The sequence below is a fragment of the Oleiphilus sp. HI0132 genome, assembly GCF_001635845.1.
In genome coordinates this window covers 1-15,219 of record NZ_LWGJ01001230.1, presented here as the reverse complement: position 1 = coordinate 15,219, position 15,219 = coordinate 1, and the positions used below count along the sequence as shown (strand labels likewise).

Annotated in this window: 15 protein-coding genes and 1 pseudogene; 8 read left to right on the top strand and 8 right to left on the bottom strand. The window is 44.6% G+C overall.

The window, feature by feature from the left end:
* The 3 genes and pseudogenes from purT to A3766_RS18095 form a co-directional block, all read left to right on the top strand.
* Positions 1–187: pseudogene (purT, locus tag A3766_RS31285) on the top strand (phosphoribosylglycinamide formyltransferase 2); the annotation flags it as partial.
* A 20-nt stretch (positions 188–207) separates the two neighbouring features.
* Entirely contained in the window at positions 208–744 is a 537-nt protein-coding gene (locus A3766_RS18100) for a DNA-deoxyinosine glycosylase (RefSeq protein WP_068514824.1), read from the top strand.
* 5 nt (positions 745–749) lie between these two features.
* Positions 750–1,367 carry a tRNA-(ms[2]io[6]A)-hydroxylase gene (locus A3766_RS18095; RefSeq protein ID WP_231872160.1) on the top strand — a complete coding sequence of 206 codons (618 nt, stop codon included), beginning with the start codon at positions 750–752 and terminating at the stop codon, positions 1,365–1,367.
* Positions 1,368–1,386: 19 nt separating this feature from the next.
* Here A3766_RS18095 and A3766_RS18090 read toward each other — a convergent pair whose 3' ends face one another.
* Positions 1,387–2,553 (bottom strand): serine hydrolase domain-containing protein, encoded by a 1,167-nt coding sequence (locus A3766_RS18090; RefSeq protein ID WP_068554634.1) that lies wholly within the window; start codon positions 2,551–2,553, stop codon positions 1,387–1,389.
* Positions 2,554–2,711: 158 nt separating this feature from the next.
* Between A3766_RS18090 and A3766_RS18085 the strand changes: the two genes are divergently transcribed.
* Positions 2,712–3,833: a TRAP transporter substrate-binding protein gene (locus A3766_RS18085; RefSeq protein WP_068514830.1), complete on the top strand. Its 1,122-nt coding sequence runs from the start codon at positions 2,712–2,714 to the stop codon at positions 3,831–3,833.
* A gap of 4 nt (positions 3,834–3,837) precedes the next feature.
* Here the strand turns inward: A3766_RS18085 and A3766_RS18080 are convergent, their stop codons facing one another.
* The 7 genes from A3766_RS18080 to A3766_RS18050 are packed head-to-tail and all read right to left on the bottom strand — an operon-like array spanning position 3,838 to position 9,133.
* Positions 3,838–5,238, bottom strand: a complete 1,401-nt coding sequence (locus tag A3766_RS18080) for a lipopolysaccharide assembly protein LapB (protein WP_068514834.1) — start codon at positions 5,236–5,238, stop codon at positions 3,838–3,840.
* Complete coding sequence (locus tag A3766_RS18075) at positions 5,238–5,921, bottom strand: energy transducer TonB (RefSeq protein ID WP_068514837.1); 684 nt, start codon at positions 5,919–5,921, stop codon at positions 5,238–5,240. The genes A3766_RS18080 and A3766_RS18075 overlap by 1 nt, the downstream gene beginning before the upstream one ends.
* 4 nt (positions 5,922–5,925) lie before the next feature.
* Positions 5,926–6,351 carry a biopolymer transporter ExbD gene (locus A3766_RS18070; protein WP_068514839.1) on the bottom strand — a complete coding sequence of 142 codons (426 nt, stop codon included), beginning with the start codon at positions 6,349–6,351 and terminating at the stop codon, positions 5,926–5,928.
* A complete protein-coding gene (locus A3766_RS18065) occupies positions 6,348–6,911 on the bottom strand; it encodes a MotA/TolQ/ExbB proton channel family protein (protein WP_068514152.1) in 564 nt (187 codons plus the stop codon). The genes A3766_RS18070 and A3766_RS18065 overlap by 4 nt, the downstream gene beginning before the upstream one ends.
* 1 nt (position 6,912) lies before the next feature.
* Positions 6,913–7,392 carry a MotA/TolQ/ExbB proton channel family protein gene (locus A3766_RS18060; protein ID WP_255374942.1) on the bottom strand — a complete coding sequence of 160 codons (480 nt, stop codon included), beginning with the start codon at positions 7,390–7,392 and terminating at the stop codon, positions 6,913–6,915.
* A 33-nt stretch (positions 7,393–7,425) separates the two neighbouring features.
* A complete protein-coding gene (locus A3766_RS18055; RefSeq protein ID WP_068514846.1) occupies positions 7,426–8,379 on the bottom strand; it encodes a hypothetical protein in 954 nt (317 codons plus the stop codon).
* Positions 8,380–8,383: 4 nt separating this feature from the next.
* On the bottom strand, positions 8,384–9,133 hold the full coding sequence (locus A3766_RS18050; RefSeq protein ID WP_197473025.1) for a DUF3450 domain-containing protein: 750 nt from the start codon (positions 9,131–9,133) through the stop codon (positions 8,384–8,386).
* A 366-nt stretch (positions 9,134–9,499) separates the two neighbouring features.
* On the opposite strand from A3766_RS18050, the gene A3766_RS18045 reads away from it, so the two are divergent.
* The 4 genes from A3766_RS18045 to A3766_RS18030 form a co-directional block, all read left to right on the top strand.
* Positions 9,500–11,389 carry a SurA N-terminal domain-containing protein gene (locus A3766_RS18045; RefSeq protein ID WP_068514852.1) on the top strand — a complete coding sequence of 630 codons (1,890 nt, stop codon included), beginning with the start codon at positions 9,500–9,502 and terminating at the stop codon, positions 11,387–11,389.
* 233 nt (positions 11,390–11,622) lie between these two features.
* Complete coding sequence (locus A3766_RS18040; RefSeq protein ID WP_068514855.1) at positions 11,623–12,435, top strand: C39 family peptidase; 813 nt, start codon at positions 11,623–11,625, stop codon at positions 12,433–12,435.
* Between the two features lie 122 nt (positions 12,436–12,557).
* Positions 12,558–13,565, top strand: a complete 1,008-nt coding sequence (locus A3766_RS18035; RefSeq protein WP_068508299.1) for a flagellar protein FilC — start codon at positions 12,558–12,560, stop codon at positions 13,563–13,565.
* A gap of 88 nt (positions 13,566–13,653) precedes the next feature.
* Positions 13,654–15,219: outer membrane protein transport protein (locus A3766_RS18030; protein WP_068642642.1), on the top strand; the 1,566-nt coding region annotated here is incomplete at its 3' end.

Here is a 15,219-nt window from a genome sequence, read left to right as displayed (position 1 = left end):
CAAACAACTTTGCTTTGGTAACCTTGAAGAATGTTTGTCTGATACTGATGTGCACTTGCGCTTGTTCGGCAAGCCCGAAGTAAAGGGGCAACGCCGTATGGGGGTTGCACTGGCCTTGGATGAAACAATTGAGGCGGCAACGCAGAAGGCGATCAAGGCATCTTCAGCGGTGGCATTAAAGTTCTAGCGTTATTAGTGTGAAGTATAATGGCTGAAACGCAAAAAGTAATCGATAAAGGCTTTCCTCCGGTGCTTGGAGAAGAGCCAACAGTTCTAATATTAGGCACGATGCCCAGTGTTAAATCCCTGCAAGAGCAGCAATACTACGGACATCCTCGCAATGCCTTCTGGTGGATATTGGCGCAACTATGCAGTTTTGACCTGGCCTTGCCTTATGTGCAACGCCTGGAAGAGGCTAAACGCTGCGGTATCGCGATTTGGGATGTCGCTCATTCATGCTACCGCCCAGGAAGTCTGGATTCGAATATCGACCAGTCCACTATGAAGGCGAATGATATTCAAGGCATGCTTGAACAGAACCCGAGTATTAAGCTGATTGCGTTTAACGGTCAGGCTGCAGCCAAGTTGTACAAGAAGTTTATCGGCGTTTCAGTTACTCCTGATACAACCCTGAACTTACCTTCGACCAGTCCTGCCAATGCAGCCATGTCGAAAGAGGATAAGCTAGCGTCTTGGTGTGCTATGAAAGAATTTTTAAATTTAGATGAAGATATCAGTGAGTAATGTTTGTGAGTGAGATAAACCAGGACTTAAGTGAAATATATAGCTTTCTTGGCTGTGAAACCCCTGACCTTTGGGTCGAAAATGCCCTGGCTAATCAGGATATCATGCTGCTGGATCACGCTCACTGTGAGAAGAAAGCAGCAATGACAGCGCTTAACCTGATTCACCGTTATCCGGGTAATCCAGACTTGCTGATGAAGATGTCTCGCTTGGCTCGTGAAGAGCTCAGGCATTTCGAACAGGTAATGAAATTTATCAAAAAACGTAAACTGGCATACGGTCACATGACGGCATCACGCTATGCAGCAAGGCTTAGAGATTCTGTCCGAAAACAAGATCCTGACCGTGTGATTGATCTACTGATCATTGGCGCATTTATTGAAGCGCGCTCCTGCGAGCGCTTTGCCAAGACAGCGCCCTTGCTAGACGATGAGTTAAAGGACTTTTATATTTCTTTGCTCAAGTCGGAGTCTCGTCACTATCAAGACTATCTAAAACTTGCTTCGGGTTATTGCAAAGAAGGGCTCGACGAGAGAGTCGCTTTTTTCAGAGAGAAAGAGCAGGAATTAATCGAGCAGCCAGATGAAGAATTTCGTTTTCATAGCGGGCCAGTGACTGCTTAGGTTTAGTTGGCTGGCGTTGCTATATGCAGCTGTACAAAGCATCAATTAAGGCTTTGGCGCAGGGCCCTGTTTCATTAATCGGGTGTACTCGATTGCCACAATAGCCAAAGCTGATTTTTGCATCTGGGTCAGCAAAAGCAATAGCGCCGCCTAAACCGGGGTGGCCGAAGCTTCTAGGGTTGTCACCTGTTTTAAAATACGGGTTGTTCAACATAAAGCCCGTTCCATAGCGAAAGTGGCGGTGGGTCATGACTTCAACACCATCCCACTGCTCTTTTATCGCGTCTTCCAAGGCCGCTTTGCTGATAAGTCGATGGTCTCGATTGAGTTCATCGATAGTTCCTTCCATTGACAATAGGCTATAAATCTTTGCGATATTTCTAGCGTTACTATGGCCATTGCCAGACCCGAACTCGTGGGTTCGGAAATCAGGGTCCTCAAACATACGCTGAGGGTCCGGGATTGGTTTCCAAGCTCTAGCAAGTAAAGAGTTTGGGTCGTTGACTTGTTGTAAGGTAGGAACACCATTAGATATGACGATATCGGCGCAACGAGTAATCTGGCTTTCATTCATGCCTAGGTAGAATTCAATATTGTTTGGCCCAAATATTTCTTCTTGCAAATATTGCCCTAAGGTTTGACCGGTACACTTACTGATCAAAGCCTGGCACAGAGGGCCATGAGTAAAAGAGTGGTAGCAGGGAGTAGAGCCTGCGGGCCAAAGTGGTGCTTGAACTTCTAATGCTTGCTCGACAACCCCTTTTTGATAGAGGGAACCGGCAGGCGCTGCATCGGCAACAGGAACGCCTGCGAGTTGAGCCAAAACGCAGCGTACTGTGATTTTGTCTTTTCCCGCCTGAGCAAACTCTGTCCAATACGTGCAGACAGGCTGGTCGAGATCGATGATTCCTCTGTCCGCAAGTGAGAGTACAGCGAGGGAAGCGATAGCTTTGGTAACGGACATAACGCAGCAAAGAGTATCCTCCTCCCAGAGTTGTGTTTTACCTTTATCCTTATACCCCCCCCCCCATAAGTCGACTACCTTTTCGCCGTGATTATAGGCGGCAACGCTAGCGCCAATTTCATTCCGTTCTTTGAGGTTTACTAGAAAAGCCTCCTTCACGGCTTCATAGCCAGGGGCGCAGTAACCTGAATAGGGAATATCGTCGGTGATTGTGGCTGACACGTTGACCAATCTCTTATAGAACTGTAGGTTTATACAATGTAGTCCATGAATTGATATTTGTCATAATTATGGATATCCAACTGGCTGTCAGTCAGGCGTTAAGTGTTAACAATATCGATAATAAAAGATAAAAAGAGTTGTTTAAGAGAATTAAAGCAATGCTTCGTATGCTTGGGTTTGTGTTGGCCTTCATGAGTGGCGCGTCAACTTCCTATTCCGCGACACCTGTTGACGCCTGGTTGCTAGAGGAGGGTGGTTCGATCCCGACGAGTGGCAAAGTGACACAGTGGAAGTTTGCACACCCGGCGCCTCCTGTTTCTCATTTACCACCGGTTTGGCAGAAAGGGATTGATTGGATACAACGTAAAACCAACAACGAATTGCAAATTAAAATGTATGGCGGTGGGTCTCTCTATGGTGTCACCGGAGGCTTCAAAGCTTTACGCGCTGGCGTGGCTGATTTTGGGACGTGTTATACACTGGCCGAAGCAAAAGGTTTTGAGTTGTTTAAAACCATCCAGCTCCCCTATATAGCCCCTTCCAACCCTTACTTAACTGCACGAATTGTGAACGAGCTAATGGCTGATGGCTTGGCTGAGGAGTTCACTCGACGAGGTGTTTATCCAGCACATGTTATGCCAGTGAGACCTCTAAGCTTAATGAGCAAAACACCTATTCGTAGACCTGAAGACTTAAAAGGCAAAAAGGTGGTGTCATTTATGAATGCGCCGGGTGCGGCAGAAGACTTAGGCTACTCTGTTGTTCGTATTCCGTTTCCAGAGATCTATTCAGCCCTACAGCAAGGCGTGGTTGATGCAATCGTTTGGGTTGATATGGGCTTTATTCCTTTTAAAATTTATGAGCAAGCCAAGTACTATACAGAGTTGAATATTGCACCAACGACCATTGAGACTTGTATGAATCGTCGTAGCTTTGATCGGCTGAATAAACCAACCAAGCAGTTACTGTCGGACTTTCAGCAGAAATTGGCTTTGGCTGTTGTGCAGCGCACTGAAGAATTTGCACAAACTGCACAAAATACCTTGGCCGAGCAGGGTGTTGAAATTATAAAGTTTAGTGAGCCTGAGCAGCAAGCATGGGTCAAGGCATTTCAGCCAACTGTTAAGCGCTATATGGATAAGTGTGAGGCGGCAGGAAAAGATTGCCGAGGGCTGGTTAAGAGCATTGCCAAGCTAGCAGATAAGTACAAAAATCTCAGTAATGAAGAGTTAATGCAGCTTACGATAGATGAGCCTGTCCAAGGCATTATCGACTTTTAAACGTCTAATGCTTGCTAATGTTGGCAAGGTAATTTGTCCACTGAGCTAATTGTTTTTCGATGATGTGAATATCGATAGTGTCGGCTTGGTGGCGGTTTGCCTTGCTTTGTTTTAGCTTACTCAAGTGATCGTCAAGCGCAGTAAACAAAGTTTCAGCCATATTGAGTTTGTCAGAATAAAATAAAGACCTACCTAACTCCAGACCGATCAAAACCTTGTCTTTGTTATAGTCTTTCTCGAGAGCTAACCATTGCATGTAGGAACCTCCACTCACCTCGTGGATGACTTGAATCACTTCATTCCATAAGGCCTGTTTAACCAAGAGCCGGCTTAACTGTTTTAAAATTGCTAGGTTGTCAGCAGAGTCCTGGTAGTTGGTGATAAAGGAGCTAGAACTTAGTATATCTATGGCTTTCTCATTATGGCCTGCCTGTTCCCAGCTATAGGCTAGCCTTTTAATATTCGCAGCTGTGGCTTTGACAGTTTTCTCGCTTAGAGCGGCTTCGAGGATTAGAGCTGCCTGGAAAGGTAGGCCTTCTGATAGCTGTAATTGTGATAAGTGTAAAACTTCTGTAGCACTAAGGGCTTGTGTTTCTTTTAGTAGTTCCATGCCCGATAGGGCTTGTTGATGCTCACCTAATTGAATCGCTATACGCACCCATTGTTGCCAATAAGCCTTTTTGGTGGGTTCGAGCGATATTAGCTTCTCGATGATAAGTCTGCTCGCGGGGTAATCTTTAAGCGCTAATAAGCTATTGAGTTGTAGTTGATAAAGCGCTTCTTGCTTAGGGTGAGCCAATTTTAAGGCATGTTTGGCGCTGTTAAAGCAGTTTGAGTAGTCTTTAGTCTGGAACTGTGAATAAGACAGTAAGTAATACCACTCACTTAGCTGTTCTGGTTCTATACTCTGATTCGGTTGTTGGGATGATATGAGTGTTTGCAGCGCTTGGCTTGCTTCACTAAAGTGCCCTGTTTGAATTTGCAGCTGGGCAAGCAGCAGATGTTGTTTAACCTGGGACGACTCATTCAGAGAGTCTAGTCGTAAAAGCAATTGTATTAAGCCAATCGCCAGTTCATATTGTTCGAGTTGAGCAAGGATCTGAGAGGCAGAATAGAGCGCATAAGATGTAGCCACGGGATTGTGCTGATTTTCAGAAATAACGCGTTCTAGAGTGCTAAGTGCTTTGGCACTTTGCTGCTTTTCAAAGTCGCTCCAGGCTTGGGCAAGTGTTCGCTGGGTTCGGCTATTGATTTGGGCATGCTTGTTCGGCTGTAACTCCAAAACCTCGCTCGGTACATTGAATGAATAGTCAGCAGAACAGGCTTCGCCGGTGCTCAGCAAAGCCACGGATAATACCAGGAAAGTAAGGCGTCTATGTGCGTGTCGAAACATAAACCAAAGCATTATTTTTCCAGAGTAAAATTAATGGTTTGAACAACCCGACGAGTGCTAGGCTTTCCCCCGAGAAGCTGAGGTTTGAATTTCCAATTTTTGACGGCACGTATGGTGTTGTTTTCAAAAATGCCCTCTGGTTCGGCGCTTAGGACTTGTACATCACTCACGCTTCCATTCAAGCCTATAGTGAAGCTAATATTAACCCATCCTTCCAGTCTTGCGCGTTTTGCTCTTCTGGGGTAGAGCGGGTCTGGCGTGAGCAAGGGAAACAGTTGCTCATCAAAACTCGGGGCGGCACTTTGTATGGGTTTAAGGGAACTTGCCGGGAATTCAGGTGGGCTTAATGAAAGTGGCACCGAAGGTGTATCGATAGGGCTCAAGTCTAGCGAAAGCTTTGGAAGCCGGGGGTTAAACGCTGCTTGATCGATTAGTTTGGGTTTGGGTGGTTCAGGTTCTGCTTCTTCGGGTGGTGGCAGCTCTTCTTCTTGCTCGGGCGCGCTTGAAGAGTTTGCTTCAATCCGAATGAAGTCAATGCTGAGAAATTTGTAGATCGCAGCTTCGACGCTAAGCGGAGTAATCAGACTCGTCATAAGCTTGCTAATGGCTAATACACAGATTATGGCTAATAGGGCGGCGAGTACCCAACGTGTAAGGCTTTGACTTAGCGGCAGTCGACAAATGGTGTTATCCATAAACCTAGATTCCACTGTTTGATTCTTTGCGTGTCGCAACGGCGATGTTCTTGGCGCCTGCAAGTTTGCACTGGTCCAATGCCTGTATCAATAAACCGGTCCGTGCATGCTCATCGGCCTGGAGGATGACAGTGCTTTCTGGCGACTCACTCAATAAACGCTCAATATTGCGTCTGATGGTTTGTGGTTCAACTTGCCGTTGATCGATCCACACTTTATTTTGAGCTGTGATTGCTACAATAATTGCCTGTTGAGGCAGTGTGCTGGATGTCTGGGCTTGAGGGCGGTTAATGTTAGCGCCCGCTTCGCGAATGAAACTGGTGGTAACAATAAAGAAAATTAGCAGAATGAATACGACATCCAACATTGGTGTCATATTGATTTCTACGTCTTCTTCTTCATTGTTGAAAAAAGGAAAGCGCGTTCTCATGCCTTGACGCCCCCTTCTTCTAATAGGGGGAATTGATGCTTGAGTATACCTTGTGCGCGCAAACTTAAGCGGCGCAGAATGTATTGCATAATAAGCCCTATAATCGATATCAGCATGCCTGCCATGGTAGGCAGGGTTGCCTGAAATATTCCCGAGGCCATCAAACGAGGGTTTCCAGTTCCGCTTAACGATATTTGATCAAAAACAAGTACCATTCCACTTACCGTGCCCATTAGCCCGATTAACGGACAAGCAATAATCGCTGCTCTCAAGAGCCAAAAAGAGTGGCGTGTCATTGCTCTTGCCTCAGAAAGCAGCGCTTCCTGAACTCTTTGCTTGTCCCAGGAATTTAGTCCTGACTTTGCCAAGCTAGCACTTTCGCTCCAGTACTTCTCCAACATTGAAATTGTATTTTTAAAGCTGAGACTTAGGAATAGTAAGCGTTCAAAAAAAAGTATAAAGATTAATACACTCAGAGCCAGTATGGCCGCGACAGGTAAACCACCGAGCTTGATTAATTGATCAATGCTTGAGTAAAAGTCGAAACCAATTTGCGTCATCTTAACAGTCTGCCTTGGAAGGGCGAGTGTCTTGAGCTGCGTTAGCTTCTATTGAGCCTTGTTCACTCATATATTTTGCAATAAAGCCTAGGCTTTGCTGGCTAAGGAACATAAGAACCTTTTTCGACTTTGCTGCTAACAGATTGTGAGAGAATAGTAGTGGCACGGCTACCAGTAGTCCAAGAACTGTAGTCATTAGCGCTTGTGATATCCCGCCAGCCATTAGTTTTGGGTCTGCGTTTCCGACTAAAGTAATACTTTGAAAGGTATTGATCATGCCAACAACGGTGCCGAGTAAGCCCAGAAGAGGGGCGACTGCAGCGAGTAGTTTGATTGTCCCCAGGCCCTTATCCAGCTTAGGCATCTCGGACATAACGATCTCTTGTAGCTGAACTTCAAGCGTATCATGTTTTAGCTGAGTACTTTGCTCGTCACTTGAACTGCTTTCCTCATTTCCTTTGCATGCCTGATAGGCCTGAATTATTCGGCCAAGAGGATTGCTAGCGTCTGCAATTTACGGTGATCTCATTTGTTTTTTGATTGCTCGTTGAGAGTAGCTGATTGTTAACCATCTAAACAAGCTTAGTAAGAGCCCTAGTAAACCTAATGTGACAATGGCGTAGCCAATATATCCGCCTTGGTGGAAGCGATCTTCCAAGCTGGGAATCAGTGCCAGCTGTTCAAGTATCAAACCGTTCGAAGGGTCGATTACCGCTGTAAGGGGTGTGTTGGGACTTAGAGCCTGGTATTCGGCTTGCTCAACGACTCTTTGGTATTTTGAATTTGGTTGTATTGGAAGCGTATTTAGAGTGTTATTCGCCGGGTTGTGAACAAGAAAATTACCTTCGCTGGTCGTGGTAAACGTACCAATGCGTTGGATAACCGTCTGTTTTCGCTGGCCATCTACTGTAATTACTTCACCTTGGTAGGTGTGGCTTTGGCGGTTTTGCTGAATATCATATTGAAGTAGCTCGAAAAGGGCTCTTAAGTCATCTGAGTCGGGGAGTGCTGTTTTAGTTGCCAGCATGCGAAATGTTTCAAGCTTTGCAGGTGACTCATGACTAATAATGGAGGCCTCCATATTCGACTGACCATCTTTAACAGCTTGCTTCCACACAGAGAACAGGTCTTTTAGCGCGTGACTTCGTTCTGCTAACTGATGTTTTGCATCGTCAATGCTTTGTTCGGTTTTTCTAACAGTCTGGTTGAGGGTTTTAAGTTCCTTTCTTTTATTGGAAAGCTCCTTTTGAAGGGCCGCAAGTTTTTCTTTTTGTTGCTGCTTTTGTTGCTGAAAAGATCGTTCTCGGGCTTGGTTTGATTGAGCCTGCTGAGTTCTTTCTTGTTGTATCTTTTGGTACAGCTTATTTAATGTGTTTTGCGGATTACCGTTCGGTTCGGTGCTAGCGTTAGCCAAACAAGGAGTTGTCAGCAGGCAGAAAATAATGAATGCGCTTTGGAGGTGTTTCATAGTATTAATTTCCGTCCGCTTCAACAGTAAGTGTTAAAAGGGAAGGTGGAAGCTGCTTCTTGGCTACCTTAATACCTTGCGCAACATTTTCAAGAAGGGCGGGGCTCGCCAGAAGCCAGCTTTGCTTTTGTTGGCTCCAATAGCCAGCGCTTTGCTGATCAAGACTGAGGAAATACATTCCGATACGCCCAACCCGAAGTATCTGTGCTTCCACTTCTTTGTTATCAATTATGATCTCCTGCTGATATGACTCAATGCTGTAGCCAAACTCGTTTTCAATCTGAAAGGCTTCAAGCACTGAGTGGTAAAGGTGGCTTATCGGTATTTCCGGGTTAAATGCTTTTTCTTTGAGTGCCGCGATACGTGCCAGTCTCTTATGTTGGTGGAAAGCTAGGTCGTTATTTACTTGCGTATCAATCCAGTCAATCATTTCCAGGAGCATTGGTATCAAACTGTTCTCTGTTTGCGATACTTGCGATAGCTGGCCTTCATAGTCAATCAACGTTGTTTGTTGGCGAGAATGTATCTGTTGTTGATGTGATAAGTTTATATTTGTTTGTTCCAGGGCTCTCGATAAGCTTTGATATTCGCGAAGTAAGGCCTCAGTTGATGCGATTGTTTTGTTAATCTTTTGCTGACTTAGCTTGGCTTCTTTGATCATAGAAGATGCTTCGCTAAATGACTCGGATAACCTGGGTTCTGTTTGTGCGCTAGCTTTACCTACAATTAGTAGGACGAGGATAAAAAAAAGCACCAAGAAGAGGTGAATTGAATTTGGATAGCCTAGAGCGAACGAGTGGCTTAGTGTGTGTAGCGGTCATAAAAGAGTTCTTGAGTAGGTTTTTAAGTGAGCTATACAAGTTTAGCTTAGCGTGGAGATTTTGCGTCTGAATCTAATGCTGTGGGGCAACACGATGGATTTTTCACTAATGCAGTGAGTAAGGGGAGTCGTTTGTGATTTCATTTGTTTTAAAATCAGGATCTGTAGGGTACAATCCGGCGGCTAGAAAAATTACAAGCTTATGACGGTTTAGGACTTTGCTCTGAAAAATTAAGCCGGCGGCGGTAAGCGATTAAGAATAAACATAGTAAGAAATAACCGGGAATCAGGAATCAAGGTATGCTTCAAGACATTCGTAATAATTCACAAGGCACTGTCGCAAAGATTATTGTTGGCGTCATTGTGGTGGTTTTTGCTCTTTTTGGTGCAGAGTCTATTGTCGGAGGTTTGAGTGGTGAACCTGAAGTAGCGACGGTGAATGGTGAAGGGATTACTGAGCGTAACTTCCTAAGGGCAGTTGAAGGTAAGCGTCGCCAGATTCTTGCGCAGATGGGAGAAAGGGCAGACCCGGATCTTATCGAAGAGTCTTTGTTAAAGTCTTCAGTTTTAGAAGGCCTGATCAACGAAAAGATCTTGGTATTGGACGCAGAAGGTAAAGATTTATATATCTCAGACGAGGCTGTTGAAAACTACATTCGTAATATTGACCAATTCAAGGTCGATGGAAAGTTCAGCAATGAACGAATGCAGATGATTTTGCGTAATGCTGCGTTAACTTTGAAATCATATAAAGAGTCCTTGAAATCCCAGTTTGTTATTGACCAGGCGCGTTCAGGCTTGATCGCTTCAGCATTTGTTGTCGGTAACGAGAGAGATGAGATTGTTGCATTGGATCGTCAAACAAGAGACTTTGGTCTGGCTACAGTTTTCAAAAGTGATTATATAGAGTCAATCGCGGTAAGTGACGAAGATGTCGCGACTTATTATGAAGAGCATAAAGATGCGTATAAGAAAGCGCGTAATGTTGATGTCTCTTATTTAACGATTGATCGCGCGTCTCTTGCCGAATCAATTGAGGTGGATGAAGAGCGAATCATGGTAATGTACGAAACTGAGAAAGCAGAATTCGTAGGTGAAGAAGAACGAACGGCTGCTCATATATTGATTAAAATTGATGACGATACGACTGAAGTGCAGGCACTGGATAAAATCAAAGCAGTAGAAGCTAGGTTGTTAGCAGGTGAAGCGTTCGATTCATTGGCTAAAGAGTTGTCAGAAGATGAAGGTTCTGCGTCTGCTGGAGGTGATTTGGGTCGTTCTGGTAAAGGCGTGTATGTTGCGGATTTTGAGAACGCTTTGTTTGCGCTTGCCGCTGGAGAAGTATCCGCTCCGGTTAAGACCGAATTTGGTTATCACTTGATTAAGCTTGAGTCGATTGAAACAAATGAAATTCCGGCATTTGAAGAAATGCGTGCTGGTCTTGAAGAGCGTTATCGTAAGGAAGAAGCTGACCAGTTATATGCGGAGCTGGCCGAAAATGTTGCAGATATTACTTACTCTTCTCCTGATCTGGCAGAGGCAGCTGATGAGCTGTCTCTTGAAGTGAGGCAGTTGGCTGGGGTTTCTAGCGATACTGTGAATGAAATTTTCGCAAGCCCGAGAGTACAAAAGGTGCTGTTTTCGGATGAGCTGGTTACTGAGCAAAATAACAGTGAGTTGATTGAATTTGCGGAAGGTCGCTCTGTTGTGTTTAGAGTTGATGCTTTGCATGAGCCTAGCATTTTGCCGCTTGAATCTGTAAAAGAGCAGGTGCGTGACGAAATTAAAGTAAGTAAGTCAGCAGAGTTTGCGGCATCGGTTGGAGAGGCTTATCGTTCAAGAATCGCAGCGGGTGAGGATGCTGTTGCTGTCGCTCAAGAAATGGGCGTGAATTGGAAGCAGCATAACGGTGTTCGACGGGATGATGTGATGTTGAACCGTGAAGTTGTTACCAAGCTGTTTACCTTAGCTAAGCAAGAACAGTTTGCAGATAATATTGTTGGGTTCGAAATTATGGGTGGAGATTACGCGGTGATCGTACTTAATGAGGTTCACCAGGGTAGTGCTGAAAGTGCGACGTCCATGGAGCTGTTCTCAATATCCAATATGCTTGGCTCCAGCATCGGAGCAGTTGATTATCGGAATTACCAGGAAATGGCGGTCAGTGCCGCCGAGATAGAAAAATTCTAAATCTAAAAGAGGCGTGAAGCCTCTTTTTTTCTGTCTGGCATCGGTGAAACAATGTTGGGCGCAATTAAGGCCTTTCTAAGAGAATGAGCATTATCATTGGTGTTCCGGTTAGTCTCAGCATATTTTGAGCACTGGTTATCTTTCCCTTTCAAGTAATTAATGTATCTTTACGTAATAATTTTTTCGGCATAGAAAGCGGAAAAACTTAACGGAAACCTAAGGCAAATGGAAATATGGTTCTTGTAACAACAGCATCAATACTTCTTTTGAATCTGGTGCATCAATTTAAAGATATCGAACCTCAGCCGAATGGGATCGTGCATTATACTGTCGCCCTAAATGAGGGTGAATCGTTTGTTCGAGAAAGAGCTGTTGTCGAACCTTTATCTAGCGTTTTATACCGTAATATTGTTAGGCAGGCGTATGACTATAGCTGTGGATCTGCAGCATTAACGACTGTATTGCAGCATTATCTTGGGCGCAACTTTCAAGAACGCCAGGTGATGGAAGGTTTGCTTCACTACGGTGAAAATGAGCGAATCGTTGAGCGTCGAGGCTTTTCAATGCTGGATATGAAGCGTTTGGTAACCGCGCTGGGCTTTCCGGCTGGGGGCTTCAAGGCTGAGTTAAAGGATTTGATTGAGCTGGATCATCCAGCTATCGTGCCAATACATTACGCAGGCTTTAAGCATTTCGTGGTTGTTAAGACAATCAAGGATGGGCGTGTTTTTATTGCTGACCCTTCCAAAGGAAATATAACCTTTACTCTCGAACGCTTTAAAGAAAAGTGGGATCAAAATGTATTGTTCGTTATCTTTCCAGGGAATACAAAACCAATTGATGGGCTTGAGTTAAGAGAAGAAGACTTACGCTTTATTGATGATCAGACATTGTCTTTGCAGGCTTTTGATTATACTCCGGACTACAAAGATAATTTGCGGTATTTATTGAATAACGAGATAGAGCGCCGTAAAAACCAGACAGATGAGTTTGGGAATACTACTTTCGATAATGGTACGAAGTTTTTACATTATCGTCGAAACTAGTTTTTGAATAAGTATATGTCGTGTAAGAAATGTGAGCAGCATTGCTCGTATTAGGAAAGTGGTTAGTTGTTACTGCGTGTAAGAGTCACTGACACAAACTATAAAGATAGAAGGAATAGGTAATGAACTCTTGGGTCATTAGATGCGTGCTACTGGCATCAACCGTGCTGTTTGTTTCGGATATTAGTGCTGAAGAAAGTAATGTTGATAAGGCGCGAGATGCCTTAGCCAGACAGTCAGATGATGAGGACTCTACCAAGCAATTGGAAGAGGTTTTCCAGGCGGCTGAGAAAAACTATTCCTTGCTCAAAGCGGGTGGAAAGTCTTTAAGCTATTCTCTGGATTACTCTTATATCTCTGATTCGAGAATTGCCTTGGATGTTCAGAATGGCGTGGTTAGAAATCTGGACGTAAACCCCTCTGGAACACATTCCTTTACAAACTCCTTTAGCTTTGACTACGGAGTTCTGAATAACCTTACTCTAAATGCCCGGATACCTTTATCTTCACGCTACGATACTCAGAACTCACTATCTGCAACGGAGTGGGGGGATGTGAGTTTCGGTTTGCGTTGGCAGCCTTTTGCTTATGTACCAGGTAAGGCGACAGTCACCCTAAGTACTACCTTAAGTACTAAAACAGGTGTCAGTCCTTATGAAATTAACCCTAATGAGCGCTTGTCTACGGGTAGTGGTACTTACTCTGTTTCAACGGGTTTAAGTGTATCGAAGGTATTGGACCCAGTTGTATTGTTTGGCTCGCTGAGTTCCAGCTACTCCTTTGAGCAAAGTGGTTTGAACCAACCTCGAGGCGGGAATCTCCTCAAGACTGTTCACCAAGGGCAGAGCTATTCTTTCTCAGGGGGCTTTTCTTACTCTCTTTCTTATGACACCTCTTTAAGTATATCGACCCAGGTTGGTTATAGTACTGAAACTAAATTAACTTTCGTTGGTTCGGGGACGGCAGTTTCGCCTGACTCGGTGAGTGGTTCGATGAACTTCTCACTGGGTATTCGTGTTGACCCTAAGACGATTACAAACGTTAGCTTTGGCTTTGGGCTTACTGAAGATGCGTCTGACTTAAGTATGGGGATCTCTTATCCAATTAATATAGGTGCTTTCAACTGGTAATCATGTGTCAGGAGTAAGGTGATGACTGCTTTGCTCTCGAGCGCACTTGTTTAATCTTTAGAATAGTAATGGGAAAAGGAATTAATTGGTGAAATCATTGCATTGGAAAGTAAAGAAACTGCTGGTGGTCGTATTGATTGCTACGTTTGCTTTCCCTCCCCAAGTTGTAGCTCAGCTAGCGAACGGCATTACGATTGATACTAAGGCTCTTTCCTTGGGTAATGCGATGCAGGCTGACGTAAATCCTGGTGTTTCAGCGGTTTACCATAACCCCGCTCAGCTTACCCGACTCAAAGAGCGTCACTTTGAGGTTGATCAGTTATTAATTGGTTTGGATCTTGATGCCGTATTTACTGCCCCTGATGACTATCAGTTGTTTGGTTTAGATGGTACAGGCTTTAATACCTATGACCCTACCGTACCGAGAGACCCTGTAGTAGGAGGCGATGGTCGAGGTAAGAGCCATACTAACAGGCTTTCTTTATATCTACCTGGCTTTGGTTTGCAGCAATGGGTGTGGAATGGCCCAACGATACTACCTCCGCAGATTGGCTTTTCGGTAAACCCTCCTGGTTCAAAGTTTACTTTTGCAAATAAAAATTATATCCACTCCGCTTTAGCTTTGTACAAAGAGCTGGAAGACCCTGGTCGATTTTTGGGTAAAGAAGCAGCAATTCAGCGTTTTACTTACTTTTCTCCGGCTGTTGGGTACGAGATTAATGATGAATGGTCTGTTGGCATGGGCATTCAGTTTAGTCATCAAGGATTCTATATAGCGCAGCATAACCGTGCACCTAACTTGTTGATTGCGGTTGTTGAAATACTTCAGGATGCATTTGCTTGTGAGTTCGATAAGCCTATCGGTCAGCGTCGAGACCCTCTGCAGCCTTTCTTATCTATGTGCCAAGGAAATATTGGGCCATGGGACGATATCGGGCGTATCGATATGGATATGCAGCAAACCTTGTCGCCAACATATAATCTTGGTGTGTTGTGGGAGCCGACAGATTGGTTCTCGTGGGGAGCAACCTATTACAGCGAAGCAGATATGGAGCTTAAAGGTACGTTCTTCATGGACTATACCGATGAGTGGACAGCTTTCTGGAACGGTTTTAACGCGTCAATCATTGGTGCGATTACCGCTGCAATACTGGGCCTCCCAAGAGGTGTTCCCTATGAATCCGGGAATGTGAACCTCGACTTGAAAATCCCTCAGATGTTTAAGACGGGTATGAGAGTTCGCCTTACTCCTGATTATACCCTCAATGTGGATGCGACATGGACTGATTGGAGTCAGTGGGAAGAATGGACTTTTTACTTTGATAGAACTCTGGAAATGCTAACAACAGCTCGACTATTGTCGGGGTTGGTCACAGGTCGTTCTCTGACTTTGCCTATTGGCTTACGTGATACCTGGCACTTTGGTTTCGGTTTAACTAAGCATGTTAATTCTCGTCTGGATGTCAGGTTTGGGTTAGAGTTACGAACTTCACCAGCCGAGCGTGATGTTTTTGGTCCGCTTCCCGTTGGTGATATGAAAATGTGGGGTACCGGGTTTGGCTACAAGTGGGATAAACGAACCGATATCAGTGCAAGCATATTCTATATGCAGTCTGATGATTACATTCCTTCTAATACAAGTTGTAATTTGAAC